The organism is Aromatoleum evansii, assembly GCF_012910805.1.
GTDB classification, from domain to species: Bacteria; Pseudomonadota; Gammaproteobacteria; order Burkholderiales; family Rhodocyclaceae; genus Aromatoleum; species Aromatoleum evansii.
Window position 1 is genome coordinate 106,763 of record NZ_WTVK01000013.1, and the last position, 15,427, is coordinate 122,189.

Consider the following 15,427-nt stretch of genomic DNA (forward strand, 5'->3'; position numbering starts at 1 on the left):
CTTGTTGCAGGGAGGTTTATTTCGCAGCGCGGCGTTCGGCTTCGACGTGGAAGCTGACCTTGACCTCGTCGGCGACGATCGAGGTGTCCGACCAGCTGCCGTCGCCAATGGCGAACTCCAGCCGCTTCAAGGTGAAGCCACCGTCGAACGCAGCGGTGTTGCCGTTCTGCGTGACGGTTACCGGCGTCGTCACGTCGCGGGTTTTGCCCTTGATCGTGAGCTTGCCGGTCATTTCGTAGCGGTCGCCGCCGAGGGGTTTCACGGACGACGACACGAAGGTCGCGGTGGGGAAGGACTTGATGTCGAACCAGGGCTTGCCGACGACCTCGCTGTTCGCGTCTGCGGAGCCCGCATCGATGCTGGCGAGGTCGAGGTCGAGACGCACGGTGGAATTCGCCGGGGCGGCCGGATCGAAGACGAGATCCACCTTGGCCTTCTTGAAGTGCCCCTTCACCGGCACGTTCATCTGCTTGAAGACGAAGTCGATGCGATTCTTGGCGGGCTGCACCTGATCGAAGGTACCTGCGGGTTGCGCCGCGTGGGCGCCCATCCCGACCAGGGGCAGCGCTAGCGACAGGATGGTGGCAGCGAGAATTTTCTTGCCTTGCATGGCGTGGATTCCTTTGATTGTCCGGATCAGCGTTTGAGCAGGGGCACCATGCGCACCAGCGTTTCGTCGCGGTCGATGATGTGATGTTTGAGCGCGGCCGCGATGTGCAGGCCGACGAGGATCAACAGGCCGGAAGTGAGGACTTCGTGGGCCGACTTGAGCAGGTCGCCCAGGGCCTCGTCCTTGCCTACGAGATCAGGCAGCGGAATGAGCCCCAGATAGACGACCGGGAAGCCTTTGGCCGAACTCATGAGCCAGCCGGTGAGGGGCACGGCGATGATCAGCACATAAAGCACGACATGGGTCAGCGACGCCACCGCGCGTTGCCAACCGGGCATGGTATCGACCGGCGCAGGCACCGGTCGCGTGAGGCGCAGGAACAGGCGGGGGATGAGCAGCAGAAGCACGGTGAAGCCGATCCACTTGTGCCACGAGATGAGCTGCAGCTTGCGCGGTGACAGGGACAGGTCGGTCATGTAGTAGCCGAGCGGCAGTGCAACGAGCACCAGGATGGCGACCATCCAGTGCACGATCACCGCCGGTTTTGAGTATTTGTTGCTTGCATTCATTGCGTTTCCCCCTGATTCCGTTGTTATCGTTTCGGCGCTCAGACTGCGCGGAAGAACTCAGCTATCAGGCAGTCGATCGACTTGGGCGGATGACCGACCAGTGCGGCGAAATCGTTGGTGGTGCGCGCCATGTTGTTCGCGGCGACCGCGGTGTACATGTTCGCCATGGCGCGGGCGAGCCAGGCGGACATGCCGGCGCCCTCGAGCATGGCGGCGTAGGCGTCCTCGCCGAGCGGTTCGTAACGCAGCGTCTTGCCGGTCGCGGCACCGACCCGCGCAGCGAGGTCGTGATAGTCTTGGGCAGTCTGGCCGGTAAGTTCGTAGATGCGTTTCTCGAGCCGCGGCGCGACTGCGGCGGCGGCGATCGCCCCCGCAAGCTCGCTGCGTGACAGGTAGCTCGCCCTGCCCTCCCCGGCCGGCAATTGCAGCAGGCCGCAACTGAGCGCGCCGGCAAAGGTCATGGGCAGGAAGTCCGCGTACATGCCATTGCGCAGGATGGTGTAAGCGACGCCGGACGCGGCAAGTGCCGCTTCGCTGTCGGCATGCACCTGCGCGAATTCCGACGGCGACGCTGCGTCGGCGCCGAGGAAGCTGGTGTAGAGGATGTGTTCGACCCCGGCGGCGCGTGCGGCTTCGATTGCGTTGCGGTGCTGGGCGATGCGCTGCGCCTTGGGGCCGTCGGTGGAGACGATCACCAGCCGCGTTGCGCCGGCGAAGGTCGCACGCAGGGCTTCGGTTTCGTCGAAGTTGCCACGGCGCACTTCGATGCCTCGTGCTGCAAGCGCCGCGGCGCGCTCAGGATTGCGGACGCTGACGGCGAGCCGGCCGACTCCCGCCTCCGGCAGCCGCACGGCGAGCTGCTGCACGATGTGCAGTCCTAGCTGCCCTGTTGCTCCGGTTACGAGAATCATATTGGCGTCCTTGGGGTGCGTGCTTAGCGTGTAAGCGCACTTTATGGGATTGATTGGTTCTAAAATAGCGGACCCAAGCAAACTCTTTGTTGCACCGAGGAGAACAATGGATCGCTTGCAGGCAATGGAAGTGTTTGTGCGCGTTGCGGAAGCCGGAAGTTTCACCGCGGTCGCGGACCGCCTGAATGTCGCCCGCTCGGCGATCACGCGGCAGATCGCGGCGCTGGAGGCACACCTGGGCACCAAGCTGCTCGCCCGCAGCACGCGGAGACTGAGCCTGACTTCGTCCGGCTCTGCCTACCTGGAAAAGTGCCGCGAAATCCTGGCGATGGTCGAGGCGGCGGAGGGGGACCTGGCGGGCGAGAAGCAGGCGCCGCGCGGGCAGATTCGCGCAAGCGTGCCGATGAGCTTCGGTGTGCGCCACCTGATGCCGCTGGTCGCGGACTTCATCACCACCTATCCGGAAGTCAGCGTCGACGTCGAGTTCAGCGACCGCCGCGTGAATCTGATCGAGGAAGGCATGGATTTCGCCGTGCGCATCTCCGAACAGATCGATCCGTCTCTGGTGATCCGCCGTCTCAGCCGGAGTTCGCTGGCGGTGGTCGCCTCGCCCGATTATCTGGATCGGCACGGTCGGCCCCAGCATCCCGACGAGTTGCTGCAGCACCACTGCCTCACGTACACGCTGGGGTCCAGCCTGGGCTGGAATTTCACTGTAAACGGGGAAACCCATTCGGTGCCGGTAAAGGGGCGTTTCCGAGCCAACAACGGCGATGCCCTGCTGGATGCGGCGATCCGCGGGCTGGGGGTGGTGCGCGAGCCGAGCTTCCTGACCTCGCAGGCGGTGCGGGCCGGCCTGCTGGAGGTGTTGTTGCCGGAATACTCGACGACGGAATTGCACATTTACGCGGTGTTTCCCGGCACACGCTATGTGCCGCACCGCGTGCGCACGCTAGTCGATTATCTGGCCGAGCGCATCGGACCGGTTCCGTACTGGGACTGACCCGCTCAGAAGGTCATCCGCCACGGCAGCTCACCCTGGATGAACAGGCGGGCTTCGTCCGAGGCGGGGCGGGAAAAGAAGCGCTGCACCGAGGCGTGCTCCCGCACCCGTCCGGCGCTCATGAAGACGACGTCGTCGCCCAGGCGGGTAGCCTGGCCGAGATTGTGCGTGGTCATGAGGATGCGCGTTCCGTCGGTGCGGATCTCGCGGACGATGCGCTCGACTTCGGCAGTCGCGGAGGGATCCAGGCTGGCGGTGGGTTCGTCCAGCAGCAGCAGGCGCGGCGCAGTGACCCATGCACGGGCGAGCGCCAGGCGCTGCTGTTCGCCGCCGGACAGCAATCGCGCACTCTCGGACGCACGCGCCAGGAGGCCGACGCGATCGAGCATCCGCGCGGCGCGACGCCTGCGCTCGACGCGCGGGATGCCGTGGGGCTTGAGCGCCAGGGCGACGTTTTCCAGCACCGAGGCGCGCAGCATCATCGGGTGCTGGAACACCATCATCACGCCGAGATGGGGGCGCGCGCCCCCGCCCCAGTCGATCCGCCCGCCCGTGGGTTCGAGCAGGCCGCAGATCGTGCGCAGCAGCACGCTTTTGCCGGCACCGTTGGGGCCGAGCACGAGCGTGATGCCCTCGCCGCCGAGTTCGAGTTCGATGCCATCGAGGACGCTGCGGCCGTTGGGCTGGAATCGGATGTCGCACAGACGCAGGGGAAACATGTTCAGCCGTACCTGCGCATCGCCCAGCCTCGCATCGCGAATGCCGCGGCATTGAGGACGAGAATGACCGCGACGAGCACGATGCCCAACGCAATGGCGAGCGGCAGGTCGCCCTTGCTGGTTTCCAGCGCGATCGCGGTGGTCATGACGCGCGTGGCGTGGTCGATGTTGCCGCCGACGATCATCACCGCACCCACTTCGCTCATGGCCCGCCCGAGTCCGGCAAGGACGGCAACGAGCAGCGAATGGCGGCAGTCGTACAAGAGGGTCGTGACGCTTTGCATCCATGTGAAGCGCATCGCCCTGAATTCTTCGGCATAGCGCTGCCACGAATCGTCGATGATCTGCCGTGCGATGGCGGCCATCAGGGGCACGACCAGCAGGGTTTGCGCGACGACCATCGCCGCAGGCGTGTAGAGCATGCCCAGCCCGCCGAGCGGGCCCGAGCGCGACAGGACCAGATACACGACCACTCCGACCACCACGGATGGAGCCCCCATCAAGCCACTGACGACGACGAGCGCCGCACTGCGGCCGGGGAAGCGACCTACCGCCAGACAGGCGCCGAGGGGAAGGCCGATGACTGTGCCGAGGATCACGGCCGAGCCGCTGACCTGCAGCGACAGGACGGCGATTTCGACCGCGCGGTGATCGAAGGTGGCAAGTAGAGCGAAGGCGTCAGCGAAGGTCGCGGCGAGTCCGTACATGCGTCGGAGCATAGCGCAAGCGCTGCGTTTCGGGAGCCCTGCGCGGCATGCAGAACGGAAACCGCCTCACCCGCCGCCGCGCTGCATCGCGCGGTCGAGCGGAACAAGCATGGCCCTGCGGTCCGACTCGGTGCCGCCGGAAAACTCGTAGCGCACGCCGAGGGTCTGCAACTGGAGGATGCCGAGCCGCCGCACACCGCGCGCGGAAACGTGAATGTCGAGCCGGGTCGGCCCGACGCGCAGGCGGAAGTGCCGGGGGGCGACGGTTTCGACTGCGCACGGCGAGGCCTTGCGCAGATCGCGCTCGAACTCGGCCACAGAGGCAGTCACCTCGCGCTCGAAGCGCTCGGGCACCGGGCCGCTTACGAAAGCCATGGAATCCTCTCCTTTGATCTGGGGGATGCAGTCCCCGACATTCTGGGCATATCACCCGAAAGCGGGGGCACGCGGCCAACCCGTTTCAGAATATTCGATCTGCGAATCAGTCACTTGCCGAATTATTGAGCTGGCCTGCTTGTTGCAGGTGCAGTAAGACTGCCCCGTACGGTCGCATGCGAAACAGTCATGTGGTCGCAAACCTCCAACCCCATCGCACCGCGCCCCGGCAACGCCGCTACCCATGTGGTGCCAGTTCCGCGGTGCTACGAGAGCGACATGGAAATCGCCGCGCTGCTGACCGACGGAGACGCGATGGCCCGCCCGCTGCTGCAGCGGCTGACGGGAGACGGCAACACGCGCTGGGACATTGATGAATGCCGCGTCGTGCAGGCTCGCCGGCACGCCGCACGGCCCGCGTCCGGCGATGGCAGCGCGTGGCTCGACATATGTTACCGGCTCGCCCTGCAGGACCGGGACCGCGGCGCACGGCAGGCACTGTGGCTGTATGCGAAGGCCTACTCGCTTGGGCGCAGCGCCGATGCGTTCCGGGCGGCGCTGCCCGCTGCATGCGTGGTTCCCGGCTTGGGGGAACCGGTGATGCACATGCCGGAACTCGACCTCGTGGTGTGGCCGCTGCCGAATGATCCGGTGATGGAGCAACTCCCTGCCCTGCTCGATCCGGTTGCGGTCAGACCGCACCTGCCTTCCGGTGCGCTGGGGACCAAGGGGTCGGGAGGCATCGGCGAGGTGAGCGTGGTGCGCTACGAGCCCGAGGAGCATTGCCTCGCGCGAATCGCCATTCCCGGCGCAGCAGACGAGAAAGCGATCTACGGGAAGAGCTACGCGGGGGAAAGATGGCGCGACGCGCGCGACTGCATGCATTCCTTGTGGTGCACCGGTTGCGTCGATCCGCAGGCCTTCGTCGTCGGCCGACCGCTCGGCTCGTGCCCGGCGTTGCACGCGGTGTGGCAGGCGGAAGTGCGCGGCGAGCCGCTCGCGTTGCGCCTGGCCGGTCCGCATGCCGAAGCGACGCTGGATGCGGTGGCCGCGGCGCTGGCGGCGCTGCATGCCGGTCCGCTGATTGTGCGCGAGGCGCGTCAGCTGGCCGCAACCGTGACGCAGGCTCGTACGTGGTGCGCCGAACTCGGGGCCGAGGACGGGCGCTTTGCTGCCGATCTGGACGCACTGCTGTTTCACCTCGAGCGCGGCGCGGCACGGCCCCGTCGCGTGGTGACGACGCACGGTGACTTTCACGTGGACCGGATGCAGTGGTGGAACGGACGCATTGCGCTCTTCGACTATGACAGTTTCACCATCGATTCGCCGGCGCGCGACGTCTCCGGCTTCGTCAGCAACCTGCTGTGCCGCGACGATGGCAAGGCCGACTGGGCACAGCTGGCGGCGAATTTCGTCGCGCGTTATCGGGCGCACTGCGGCGGCAGGCTGGCGGAAACCGAACTCGACTGGCATCTGCAGTTCGCGCTGCTGCGAGAGGCGCACCGATGCTTCGCGCGTCACTGCGCCGGGTGGCAGGATAAGGCATTGCGCGCCATGATCCTCGCACGCGCCAGCCTCGCGTCGCTGCCACGCCGGGCAGGAAGTGTTCTCTAGCGGGAGTTCATCCGCCGGCGATCGGCGGCCAGATGGCCAGTTCGTCGCCGTCCGCGAGCGCGCGCGAGGCGCGCTGCGCAGCCGGGACGAAGTGACCGTTGACGAGTACGAGATGCGCGCTGCGCTCGGGGACGTTGAAGCGCGTGATCAGTTCGGCGATGGTCGTTCCCTCCCCGACCTCCAGTTCGATACGGTTGCCCTTGCGATCGGGCGGAAGGTGGTCGGTGAGGGAGGCGAAGAGCTTGAAGCCGATCTTCATGAGCGCATCCACTCCGGCATCAACGCGCAAGCGCCATCGGTTGCTGCGAGCGCGCGACGTAGGCCTCGACGAACTGCAACGGGTTGGCCAGCAGGCGGTCCTTCCATGCGCCCAGCTTCACTTGGCCGTGGATCAGGCCGCGCAGCGCGCCAACGTGCTGGGTGAGGCCGATCGAGGTTGCGCCGATCAGCACGTCGTCCTTGAACTGCAGACTGAGGTAGCGGAAGCGATTCTCGTCGACATGTTCGACCCCCGCCCCGCCGGCTTCGGTCCCTTCGCCCCACCACTGGCCGAAGGACGCCGAGATCAGGCCCAGCGTGTCGAGCACGTTGATGGCGAGCACGCCGTTGAGCTTTGTCGGGCGTCCCGCCATGTTCAATGCCGCGACGCGTGCCTGGTCGGCAGCGTTGGGCTGGATCGCTGCGACGAGGTGGGCACCGGTGAACAGGTCGGGCGCCTCGGCGACGTCGCCCGCAGCGAAGATGCCGGGGACGCTGGTCTCGAGCTTGTCGTCGACCAGCACGCCCTTGGCGACATGGACCGGCGTCGAGTCGAGGAAGGCGATGTTGGGCGCGACGCCCGCAGCGACGATCACGAGGTCGCACGGCAGGACTTCACCCGTCGACAGGGTGACATCGACGCCCCCCTCGCTGCCGCTGCGGTCGATGCGCTGCACGCCGGCGTTGGTAACGACGCGGATGCCCTTGTGTTCGACCCAGCGCTTGATCATGCCGCCGGCCTTGGGCGTCATCATGCGCGGCACCATGCGGTCACCCATCTCGACGACGGTGAGTTGCACGCCGCGCGCGGCGAGCGCCTGCATGATGATGCAGCCGATGAAGCCGGCGCCGAGCTGCAGCACGCGCGAACCGGGCTTGGCGAGCCGGGCGATGGCGCGGGCGTCGTCGAGCGTCCAGCAGGTCTGCACTTCGGGCAGGTCGACGCCGGGAATGGGCGGGCGCACCGGGTGTGAGCCGGTCGCGATCAGGAGTCGGTCGTAGTCCTCGAAGTGGCCGTCGTGGAACAGGATGCGGCGTTTGTCGGTATCGAGCGACACGGCACGTGCGCGCAGCTCGCCGATGTTGAGCCTGCGGAAATGCTCGGGGGCTTTGCGCAGGTAGGTGCCCGACTCGTCGATGTTCTCTTCGAGCAGGTAGGGAATGGCCATGCGCGAGTACGGCGGGACGTCCTCGCTGCCGACCATCAGGATCTCGTCCGCGGGGGCGGCGCGGCGCAGCGTTTCGGCCGCGACGACGCCGGCGGGGCCGTTGCCGAGTATCACGTGTTTCATCGGTTCGTCCTCGTTTGGGCGATGAGACGCCCTTCCCGGCGGCACGGCGCCAGGAAGGGCTCGAACGCTCGCCAGGCGAGCGTCAGGGGATGCTCAGAGCCCGAGTCGCGCCAGGGTCTCGTCGGTTGGAACACCGTCCGGCGTCCAGCCACGCACCTTGTAGTACTCGGGCAGCATCTTGTCGAGCTGGTTCACCATCCCCTTGGCCGGACCGGTCTTCGCCGGTTCGGTGGTGAGGCGCGGCGGCAGGTTGTCGTCCTTGGCGGTGAAGCCGGCCGCGTTGTTGAACTGGCGCTCGAGGTTCCAGATGCGCTCGCCGACCTCGTTGAGCTTTTCCAGCGTCCACTCCTCGCCGCAAGCCGCCGCAACCTGCGGCTGCACGTCGGCCAGGGTCCAGGCGAAGGAGGTGAACACGCAGATGCCGGCCGCGTCGAACGCCGCCGTCGCGTCCTGGAAGGCCTTCACGAGTTCGGCCTTGCCCTCCGTGGCGAGCGGGTCGGTCTTCACCGGGATGCCCAGCACTTCGGAGGCGACGGTGTAGCCGCGCAGGTGGCAGGCGCCGCGGTTGGACGTCGCATAGGCGAGGCCCATGCCCTGGATGCCGCGCGAGTCATAGGCAGGGAATTCCTGCTTCTTGACGCTCATCGACAGCTCGGGATGGCCGTACTTCGCGCACATGCGCGCGGAGCCCTGGCCGATCTCCTTGCCGAAGCCTTCGCCACTGGCAGTCATCTCGGCGAGCTTCGCCAGCGCCTCGGCCGAACCGAAGGGAGTGTCGAGGCCGATCTCTTCCTTCTTCAGCACGCCCATCTCGTAGAGCTCCATCGCCGCACCGACGGTGGCGCCGAAGGAGATCGGATCCATGCCCTGCTCGTTGCACAGCATGTTGGCGTACTGCAGCGCCTCGAGGTCGCCGACGCCGTTGGCGGCACCCAGCGCCCACGCCGCTTCATACTCCAGGCCGCCCGAGGCGCCCCAGTACTGCGGGCTGTTCTTGACGGTGAAGTGGTTCTTGTCGAGTTGCGAGATGCGCCCGCAGGCGATCGTGCAGCCGAAGCACGCGGCATTGGTGACGAGGTGCGACTTGCCGTCGGTGGGGCGCTTCTCGTGCATTGCCTCGGCGGAGATCTTGGAGGCGTCCTCGAACTGCACGTCGCGGTGGTTGCGCGTGGGCAGCGCGCCGATCTCGTTGATGACGTTCATCAGCACCTGGGTGCCGTACTTGGGCAGGCCCTGGCCGGTGACGGCGTTGTCGGCGAGCACCTTCTTGGCGTCCTGGGTGGCCTTGAGGAAGGCCGGGAAGTCCTTGATGCCCGCAACGCCCTTGGTGCCGCGCACGGCGACCGCCTTGAGGTTCTTCGAGCCCATCACGGCGCCGACGCCGGAGCGGCCGGCCGCGCGGTGCAGGTCGTTGATGACAACCGCGAACAGGACCTGGTTCTCGCCCGCCTTGCCGATCGAGGAGACGCGGATCAGCGGATCCTGGTGGTCGGCCTTGATCTGCTCCTCGGTGTGCCAGCAGCTGGTGCCCCACAGGTGCGATGCGTCGCGCAGTTCGGCCTTGTCATTCTCGATGAAAAGATAGACGGGCTTGGGCGATTTGCCCTCGAAGATGATCATGTCCCAGCCGGCGAACTTCAGCTCGGCGCCGAAGAAGCCGCCCGAGTTGGAACAGGCGATCGCGCCGGTGAGCGGCCCCTTGCAGCTCACGGTGTAGCGGCCGCCGGTGGAGGCCATCGTGCCGGTGAGCGGGCCGGTGGCCATGATCAGCTTGTTGTCCGGCGACAGCGGATCGACCTTGGGGTCGATCTCGGAGACCAGATACTTGGCCGAAAGGCCCCGTGATCCGAGGTATTCGTTGGCCCACTCCATGTTGAGGGGCTCTTCCTTGCACGTGCCCTGGGTGAGGTTCACCCGCAGGAGCTTGCGATTCCATCCCATGGTATTCCTCTCCTCTCAGGCCGCCGATGCGGGGGTGTTGGCCTTGGCGGCCCAGGCCTGCATGCGGGAAAGCCCCGTCCAGTTGGCGTCGATGTAGGTGATGGCGCCGGTCGGACAGGCTTTCGCACAGGCGGGATCACCCTCGCACAGGTCGCATTTCTGGACCTTGCCGCTGGCCTGGTTGTAATTGACCGTGCCGAACGGACAGGCGATCGTGCATACCTTGCAGCCGACACAGGTGTCCTTGAACACGATCTTCGCGCCCGTGGTCAGGTCGAGCCGGATGGCGTCGACCGGACAGGAATGCATGCACCACGCCTCGGTGCACTGGGTACAGGTGTAGGGCACCTTGCGCCCTTCGTGTTCGAAATTGAAGACCTTGATCAGCGAGTTGCTGGGATTGATGACCCCGGTGTGCTCATACGAGCAGGCCATTTCGCACTGCAGGCAGCCGGTGCACTTTGCGGGGTCAATGTGAAGGGATTTCCACATCGATGTACTCCTCCGTCGTTTGTTTCGCTTCGGGACAACGTGTCGCAGATCGCAAATATCATGCCACGAACCATGCCGCAAGCATGGTTTTCACACTTCAGTTCAACTTGCCCAGTTTGCGGTAAAGGGTGTTGCGGCTGACGCCCAGTCTACGCGCGGCGGCGGAGACGTTCCCCCCTACCTCGCGCATCACGGTGGTGATCGCTTCGAGTTCGATTTCATCGAGGCTGCGCGGCGTGCTTGCAGCGGCTGCCTGCGGCACGATCGCTGCGGACGCTGCAGGCAACGCGGCAGCGAATGGCGAGGCGGCCGCCTGTGCCGCGAGCGCCACCGGCCGTTGAAGCGGCTCCGCGACCTCGTCGCCGCCGTCGATGCCGAAGAGCTCCTCGGGCAGATGCACCGAGGCGATCTCGTGCTCGTCGTCGTCGAGCAGCGCGACCGCCACCCGGATGACGTTCTGCAGCTGACGGACGTTGCCCGGCCACGGATAGCGCTCGAAGAAGCCCATGACCTCCTCGCTAATGCCGATCGGGCCGCTGCGGCGGTCCGCGGCTTCCATCTCGAGCAGGTTGGTGACGATGTGGCGGATGTCGGTGCGCTCGCGCAGTGGCGGCAGGGTCACGGTGAGGCTGTTGACGCGGTAGTAGAGGTCCTCGCGGAACAGGCCCTGCTTGACGGCGTCGCGCAGCACACGGTGCGTCGCGCACACGAGGGAGATATCGACCGGGATCGACTTCATCGAGCCGATCGGCGTGACGCTGCGCTCCTGCAGCACGCGCAGCAGGCGCGCCTGCATGCCCAGCGGCATGTCGCCGATCTCGTCGAGGAACAGGGTTCCCCCGTGCGCCTGCTGCAGCTTGCCGACCGCCCCCTCGCGCCGTGCACCGGTGAAGGCCCCGCCGACATAGCCGAAGAGTTCGGACTCGATGAGATTTTCCGGAATCGCCGCGCAGTTGAGCGCAACGAAGGGGCCGTCGCTGCGTGCACCGCTGTTGTGGAAGGCGCGCGCGAAGAGCTCCTTTCCGACGCCCGACTCGCCCTGTATAAGCAACGGGATGTCCTTGCCCTGCACGCGGCGCGCACGGTCAAGCGCCAGTTGCAGGCGCACGTCACCGGTCGCGAGGCAATCGAGCGTGATGAGCGACTTCGAGCGGTCGCAGGGTTTGCCCGCCGGTCTTGCCGGGTCCGCCACGGACTGCTGCAGTCGCGGCGCAGACACCTCGGCGCGTGGGCGGCGATGGCCGCGCACCTGCACATACACGGCTTCGCCGCGGCGCATCTCGAGCAACAGCAGGTCGTCGGGGGCATTCACGGCGCGGTCGAGCAGCTGACCGAAGCCCGTACGGAACAGGCTGCCGAAAGTGGGTGCATCAGCGAGCCCGGCCGGCAAGGCCAGCCATTCGCGCGCGACCGGGTTGGCACCCACGATCCGCCCATCGGCATCGACCGCGAGCATCGCTTCCTGAAGGCTGCCGACGTATTCGGGGCGAGGATGGAAGGCGATGCGGACTTCTTTGGCGAACTCCGCCTCGAAGAGGCGTTTTTCCAGCAGCTGCACCGACAGGCGCACGAGGCCGAGCGTATGGCGCTGGTTGTTGCGCGAGTCGCCCGAGATGTCGAGCACGCCGGCAATGTGCCCCTGGGCGTTGAACACCGGCGCCGCACTGCAGGTCAAAAACCCGTTGCGTTCAAGGTAGTGCTCCGCACCATGGATCTCGACCGCGGCACCTTCCTGGATTGCGGTGCCGATCGCGTTGGTGCCGCGAACCGCCTCGTCCCACGACGCACCGGGCTGCAGGGCGACACGTTGCGCGCGGCCGACGAAGTCCGGATCACCGAGGCAGTGCAGGATCATGCCCCGCGTGTCGGCGAGGATGACCATGCTGCCGGAGGCGCGGATCTGCTCGAACACGTGCTCCATGATCCCGCCGGCGTGCTCCAGCAGCCTCGCGCTGCGATCGCGCGCATCGGAGAGCTGGGCGCGGCCTGCAGGATCGATCAGGTAGGCATCGAGGTGGTCGAGCCCGCCAGTGCGACAGCGCTGCCAGGAACGCAGCACAGGAGGGGCGAGCCCGGCCTCTGGCGTCTGGCCAAGCTCGAAGAAAAATCGTCGCGCGTCCGAAATGGTGTTCTCGCGGCGATCCCGCAACTGCGGCAATACGGCCATCTTCTCCTCCTCTCCTGCGCGTCACTTTTGGGACTATTTTTTTGTTTGTCCCTTGTGTCAGAAAGTAGCACCTGCACCAGGTCGAAGCAATCGGTCATCCGACTCGGCAACAACAGAGGAGCAATTTTCCTGCCAGCAGCTTTCAGGCGCCTTACCAAGGAAATAGGCCGTTTTCGTCACGCTCGACCGACGTGGCACAGGGCTTGCGAAGGACTGTGCAGATCCGGCACCCCGGGCGTCGTCAATCAGAGATGAGGAATCAGAAGGTGGACAAGCACAACGACAAGGAGACATTGACCCGCAAACTGCGCGCCGCGGCCCTGGCCGTGGGACTCGCGCTCGGAGCGGGACTGGCCCACGCACACGGCGACGTGACGCCGCAGGCGGTGGATGTATCGACGCTGCCGAAGCTCGGCGAGGACTGGCGCGAGGTGAACCCCTACCGCGACAACACTGAAGCGATCCGCATCGGCGATTCGGCCTACAACCAGAACTGCGCGCGCTGCCACGGTCTTGGCGCGGTATCCGGTGGTATCGCGCCCGACCTGCGCAAGCTCGACATCGCGCCCGAAACGGACGAGTATTTCCTGCAGCGCATCCGCAATGGCGTGAGCCGCAACGGCGCCGTATACATGCCGCCGTTCGAGGGCATGCTGTCGCAGGAGGCAATGTGGGCAATCAAGGCCTGGCTGGAGACCGTACGTGAAAAATGACCGACGCGCATTCCTGATCGCAGCGGGCGCCATGATGGCAGGCGCCCTGCTCCCGGCCCATGCGGCCGCACAGCCCGAAGTGCAGCAGGCGGGCACCCTGCGGGTGGCCGTCTATGCCGACTACGCGCCCTTCTCGGCGCGCGGCAAGGGGATAGACGTGGCCCTCGCGCAGTCGCTGGCCGAGCGCCTGGGACTGCGTGCGGAGATCGTCGAGTTCCCGGCCGACGAGAACATGAACGACGACCTGCGCAACATGGTGTGGAAAGGGCATTACCTCGGCCACCGCCCGGCCGACGTGATGATGCATGTGCCCGTGGATGCCCAGTTCGCGGCCCAGAACGACAAGGTGGCGATCTTCGGCCCCTACCACCTCGAGACGATCGCGATCGCGCGCAATCCCGAGCGCGTGCCGTCGGTCGCCGGTTCGGCCGCGGTCGCATTCGAAGTCTTCACGCGCGAGAAGATCGGCGTCGAACTCGACACCCACGCGAGCGACTTCATGCTCCACGTGATGAACGGCCGCCTGCGCGACAACGTCGTGCATTTCCGCAGTGTCGCCGAAGCTGCTGCGGCGATGGCGAAGGGTGAAGTGAGCGCGGTGATGGCGCCACGCAGCCAGCTTGAGGGCGCATTCAAGGAGCAGCGGCAGTTCGCAATCGACACGCTGACCATGCCCGAATTGCGCGTGAAAGGCTGGCCGCTGGGGATGGCCGTGAAGGCAGACCACAAGGATCTGGCCGCTGCCCTTTCGGAGGCGCTGGCGGACATTCAGCGCTCGGGCGAGCTCGCTCGCATCTTCTCGGCCCACGGCGTCACCCACAGGGTTCCCTGAACGCACTTCGGGGCACTCTGCGCCCCGAAAGATTGCCGGATGCTCGATCAAACCTATGCAAGGTTTTGCCGAACATCCGGCTTCCTTTTTTACCTTGTTGTTCCGTTTTGGAGCACCTGCTCCATGGCGTGACATCAGGGGTCAAGCAGGCTTGCCCCCCGCCCGCCTGAGCATCCCACGTTGCGGATCGTAGCCGCGCACCGCGAGCGTGAAGAACACCGCCACGCAGCCCGCGACGATGGCGAGCGAAGTGGCGGCGAACTGGCCGTAGAGCGCGAAGCGGATCGCCTCGACCGCGTGCGTGAAGGGGTTCCATTGCGCCACCGCATGCACGACGGCCGCACCTGACTCCTCCAGCTTCCACAGCGGATACAGCGCGGGCGAGACGAAGAACATCGGGAAGATCACGAAGTTCATCGTGCCGGCGAAGTTCTCCAGCTGGCGCACCTGCACCGACAGCAGCAGCCCCAGCGCGCCCAGCATCATGCCCGCGAGCACGATCACCGGCAGGGCGGTGAGCCAGCCCGACCACGGCACCTCGACGCCGAAGAGCCATGCGATCACGAGAAAGACGTAGGCTTGCAGCACCGACAGCAGGGTGCCGGCAAGGAGCTTGGCGAAGAGCAGATACCCGCGCGGCAGCGGCGCGGTGAGCAGCAGCCGCATCATCCCCATCTCGCGGTCGTACACCATCGCGAGCGAGGACTGCATGCCGTTGAACAGCAGCACCATGCCCAGCAGGCCCGGCACGATGTAGACCTGGTACGGGATGTAGGTGTCGTAGGGCGGGATGATCGAGACGCCAAAGACGTTCTGGAAGCCCGCCGCGAAGACGACGAGCCACAAGAGCGGGCGCACGAGGGCCGAGGCGAAGCGTCCGCCCTGGCGCACGAACTTGGCGAGCTCGCGCCCGGCGATGGCCTGCAGCGCGAGCCCGGCGTGGGAGAGTCTCATGGGCCATCCTTTCCGTTCAGAACGCGCAGCGGCTGTCGCGCTGGTCGAAGCCGAGGGTGTCGAGGTTGTTGGTCGGGTGCAGGAAGCCCGCGATCGGGGCGCGCTCGATCACGGCGTTGTGGGTGGCGAGCAGCACGGGCTGACGCAGCTGGTTGTCCCACGGGCGGAAGCCCAGGCGGTTGCCCTTGAAGCCGTCGAGCGTGATCTCCTCGCCCTTGAGGTATTTCGCGACCGTGGCGAAGGGAGCGTTCTGCGTGCGCACCACCGCCT

At 66.2% G+C, this 15,427-nt stretch carries 16 protein-coding genes and 1 pseudogene; 4 read left to right on the forward strand and 13 right to left on the reverse strand.

Translation table 11 applies throughout. The features are described from left to right. Positions 1-16: 16 nt before the first annotated feature. From GO615_RS08710 to GO615_RS08720, 3 genes are read right to left on the reverse strand one after another with little or no spacing between them, the layout of a single operon-like run. Positions 17-610 carry a YceI family protein gene (locus GO615_RS08710; protein WP_169126996.1) on the reverse strand — a complete coding sequence of 198 codons (594 nt, stop codon included), beginning with the start codon at positions 608-610 and terminating at the stop codon, positions 17-19. A 26-nt stretch (positions 611-636) separates the two neighbouring features. Continuing rightward, positions 637-1,179, reverse strand: coding sequence for a cytochrome b (locus GO615_RS08715; protein WP_169126998.1), 543 nt, complete (start codon positions 1,177-1,179; stop codon positions 637-639). A gap of 38 nt (positions 1,180-1,217) precedes the next feature. Then, complete coding sequence (locus GO615_RS08720) at positions 1,218-2,090, reverse strand: SDR family oxidoreductase (RefSeq protein WP_169127000.1); 873 nt, start codon at positions 2,088-2,090, stop codon at positions 1,218-1,220. Between the two features lie 106 nt (positions 2,091-2,196). On the opposite strand from GO615_RS08720, the gene GO615_RS08725 reads away from it, so the two are divergent. Continuing rightward, positions 2,197-3,093: a LysR family transcriptional regulator gene (locus tag GO615_RS08725; protein WP_169127002.1), complete on the forward strand. Its 897-nt coding sequence runs from the start codon at positions 2,197-2,199 to the stop codon at positions 3,091-3,093. A gap of 5 nt (positions 3,094-3,098) precedes the next feature. On the opposite strand, the gene GO615_RS08730 is transcribed toward GO615_RS08725, so the two are convergent. The 3 genes from GO615_RS08730 to GO615_RS08740 all read right to left on the reverse strand — a co-directional run bounded on the left by GO615_RS08730 (position 3,099) and on the right by GO615_RS08740 (position 4,894). Further along, a complete protein-coding gene (locus GO615_RS08730) occupies positions 3,099-3,812 on the reverse strand; it encodes an ABC transporter ATP-binding protein (RefSeq protein WP_211167006.1) in 714 nt (237 codons plus the stop codon). 2 nt (positions 3,813-3,814) lie between these two features. After that, a complete protein-coding gene (locus GO615_RS08735; protein WP_169127046.1) occupies positions 3,815-4,519 on the reverse strand; it encodes an ABC transporter permease in 705 nt (234 codons plus the stop codon). A gap of 66 nt (positions 4,520-4,585) precedes the next feature. Continuing rightward, complete coding sequence (locus GO615_RS08740; protein WP_169127004.1) at positions 4,586-4,894, reverse strand: hypothetical protein; 309 nt, start codon at positions 4,892-4,894, stop codon at positions 4,586-4,588. A 279-nt stretch (positions 4,895-5,173) separates the two neighbouring features. Here GO615_RS08740 and GO615_RS08745 point away from each other — a divergent pair, with 279 nt between their 5' ends. Continuing rightward, complete coding sequence (locus GO615_RS08745) at positions 5,174-6,508, forward strand: protein kinase family protein (protein ID WP_169127006.1); 1,335 nt, start codon at positions 5,174-5,176, stop codon at positions 6,506-6,508. 7 nt (positions 6,509-6,515) lie between these two features. Here the strand turns inward: GO615_RS08745 and thiS are convergent, their stop codons facing one another. The 5 genes from thiS to GO615_RS08770 all read right to left on the reverse strand — a co-directional run bounded on the left by thiS (position 6,516) and on the right by GO615_RS08770 (position 12,658). Continuing rightward, a complete protein-coding gene (gene thiS, locus GO615_RS08750) occupies positions 6,516-6,767 on the reverse strand; it encodes a sulfur carrier protein ThiS (RefSeq protein WP_169127008.1) in 252 nt (83 codons plus the stop codon). A gap of 19 nt (positions 6,768-6,786) precedes the next feature. Beyond that, the gene (locus GO615_RS08755) at positions 6,787-8,058 is read right to left on the reverse strand and encodes an NAD(P)/FAD-dependent oxidoreductase (protein WP_169127010.1); all 1,272 of its coding nucleotides are present in this window, start codon (positions 8,056-8,058) and stop codon (positions 6,787-6,789) included. 93 nt (positions 8,059-8,151) lie between these two features. Continuing rightward, entirely contained in the window at positions 8,152-9,999 is a 1,848-nt protein-coding gene (locus GO615_RS08760; RefSeq protein WP_169127012.1) for an aldehyde ferredoxin oxidoreductase family protein, read from the reverse strand. A gap of 15 nt (positions 10,000-10,014) precedes the next feature. After that, a complete protein-coding gene (locus tag GO615_RS08765; RefSeq protein WP_169127014.1) occupies positions 10,015-10,491 on the reverse strand; it encodes a 4Fe-4S dicluster domain-containing protein in 477 nt (158 codons plus the stop codon). A 97-nt stretch (positions 10,492-10,588) separates the two neighbouring features. Continuing rightward, the gene (locus GO615_RS08770) at positions 10,589-12,658 is read right to left on the reverse strand and encodes a sigma-54-dependent Fis family transcriptional regulator (protein WP_169127016.1); all 2,070 of its coding nucleotides are present in this window, start codon (positions 12,656-12,658) and stop codon (positions 10,589-10,591) included. Positions 12,659-12,909: 251 nt separating this feature from the next. Between GO615_RS08770 and pedF the strand changes: the two genes are divergently transcribed. Both pedF and GO615_RS08780 read left to right on the forward strand, forming a co-directional pair. Beyond that, positions 12,910-13,371, forward strand: coding sequence for a cytochrome c-550 PedF (pedF, locus tag GO615_RS08775; protein WP_211167007.1), 462 nt, complete (start codon positions 12,910-12,912; stop codon positions 13,369-13,371). Then, on the forward strand, positions 13,361-14,203 hold the full coding sequence (locus GO615_RS08780) for a transporter substrate-binding domain-containing protein (protein ID WP_169127020.1): 843 nt from the start codon (positions 13,361-13,363) through the stop codon (positions 14,201-14,203). Before pedF ends, GO615_RS08780 begins: the two co-directional genes overlap by 11 nt. Positions 14,204-14,344: 141 nt before the next feature. Here GO615_RS08780 and GO615_RS08785 read toward each other — a convergent pair whose 3' ends face one another. Continuing rightward, on the reverse strand, positions 14,345-15,157 hold the full coding sequence (locus GO615_RS08785) for an ABC transporter permease (protein WP_169127022.1): 813 nt from the start codon (positions 15,155-15,157) through the stop codon (positions 14,345-14,347). 16 nt (positions 15,158-15,173) lie between these two features. Beyond that, positions 15,174-15,427 (reverse strand): annotated as a pseudogene (locus GO615_RS08790) (amino acid ABC transporter substrate-binding protein); the annotation flags it as partial.

What these genes read in the sequence shown, in the direction of transcription:
- pedF (WP_211167007.1), top strand. Translation starts at nt 12,910, where the DNA reads ATGAGGAATCAGAAGGTGGACAAGCACAACGACAAGGAGACATTGACC.
- GO615_RS08710 (WP_169126996.1), bottom strand. Translation starts at nt 610, where the DNA reads ATGCAAGGCAAGAAAATTCTCGCTGCCACCATCCTGTCGCTAGCGCTG.
- GO615_RS08785 (WP_169127022.1), bottom strand. Translation starts at nt 15,157, where the DNA reads ATGAGACTCTCCCACGCCGGGCTCGCGCTGCAGGCCATCGCCGGGCGC.
- GO615_RS08725 (WP_169127002.1), top strand. Translation starts at nt 2,197, where the DNA reads ATGGATCGCTTGCAGGCAATGGAAGTGTTTGTGCGCGTTGCGGAAGCC.
- GO615_RS08770 (WP_169127016.1), bottom strand. Translation starts at nt 12,658, where the DNA reads ATGGCCGTATTGCCGCAGTTGCGGGATCGCCGCGAGAACACCATTTCG.
- GO615_RS08740 (WP_169127004.1), bottom strand. Translation starts at nt 4,894, where the DNA reads ATGGCTTTCGTAAGCGGCCCGGTGCCCGAGCGCTTCGAGCGCGAGGTG.
- GO615_RS08760 (WP_169127012.1), bottom strand. Translation starts at nt 9,999, where the DNA reads ATGGGATGGAATCGCAAGCTCCTGCGGGTGAACCTCACCCAGGGCACG.
- GO615_RS08755 (WP_169127010.1), bottom strand. Translation starts at nt 8,058, where the DNA reads ATGAAACACGTGATACTCGGCAACGGCCCCGCCGGCGTCGTCGCGGCC.
- GO615_RS08745 (WP_169127006.1), top strand. Translation starts at nt 5,174, where the DNA reads ATGGAAATCGCCGCGCTGCTGACCGACGGAGACGCGATGGCCCGCCCG.
- thiS (WP_169127008.1), bottom strand. Translation starts at nt 6,767, where the DNA reads ATGAAGATCGGCTTCAAGCTCTTCGCCTCCCTCACCGACCACCTTCCG.
- GO615_RS08765 (WP_169127014.1), bottom strand. Translation starts at nt 10,491, where the DNA reads ATGTGGAAATCCCTTCACATTGACCCCGCAAAGTGCACCGGCTGCCTG.
- GO615_RS08715 (WP_169126998.1), bottom strand. Translation starts at nt 1,179, where the DNA reads ATGAATGCAAGCAACAAATACTCAAAACCGGCGGTGATCGTGCACTGG.
- GO615_RS08730 (WP_211167006.1), bottom strand. Translation starts at nt 3,812, where the DNA reads ATGTTTCCCCTGCGTCTGTGCGACATCCGATTCCAGCCCAACGGCCGC.
- GO615_RS08720 (WP_169127000.1), bottom strand. Translation starts at nt 2,090, where the DNA reads ATGATTCTCGTAACCGGAGCAACAGGGCAGCTAGGACTGCACATCGTG.
- GO615_RS08735 (WP_169127046.1), bottom strand. Translation starts at nt 4,519, where the DNA reads ATGTACGGACTCGCCGCGACCTTCGCTGACGCCTTCGCTCTACTTGCC.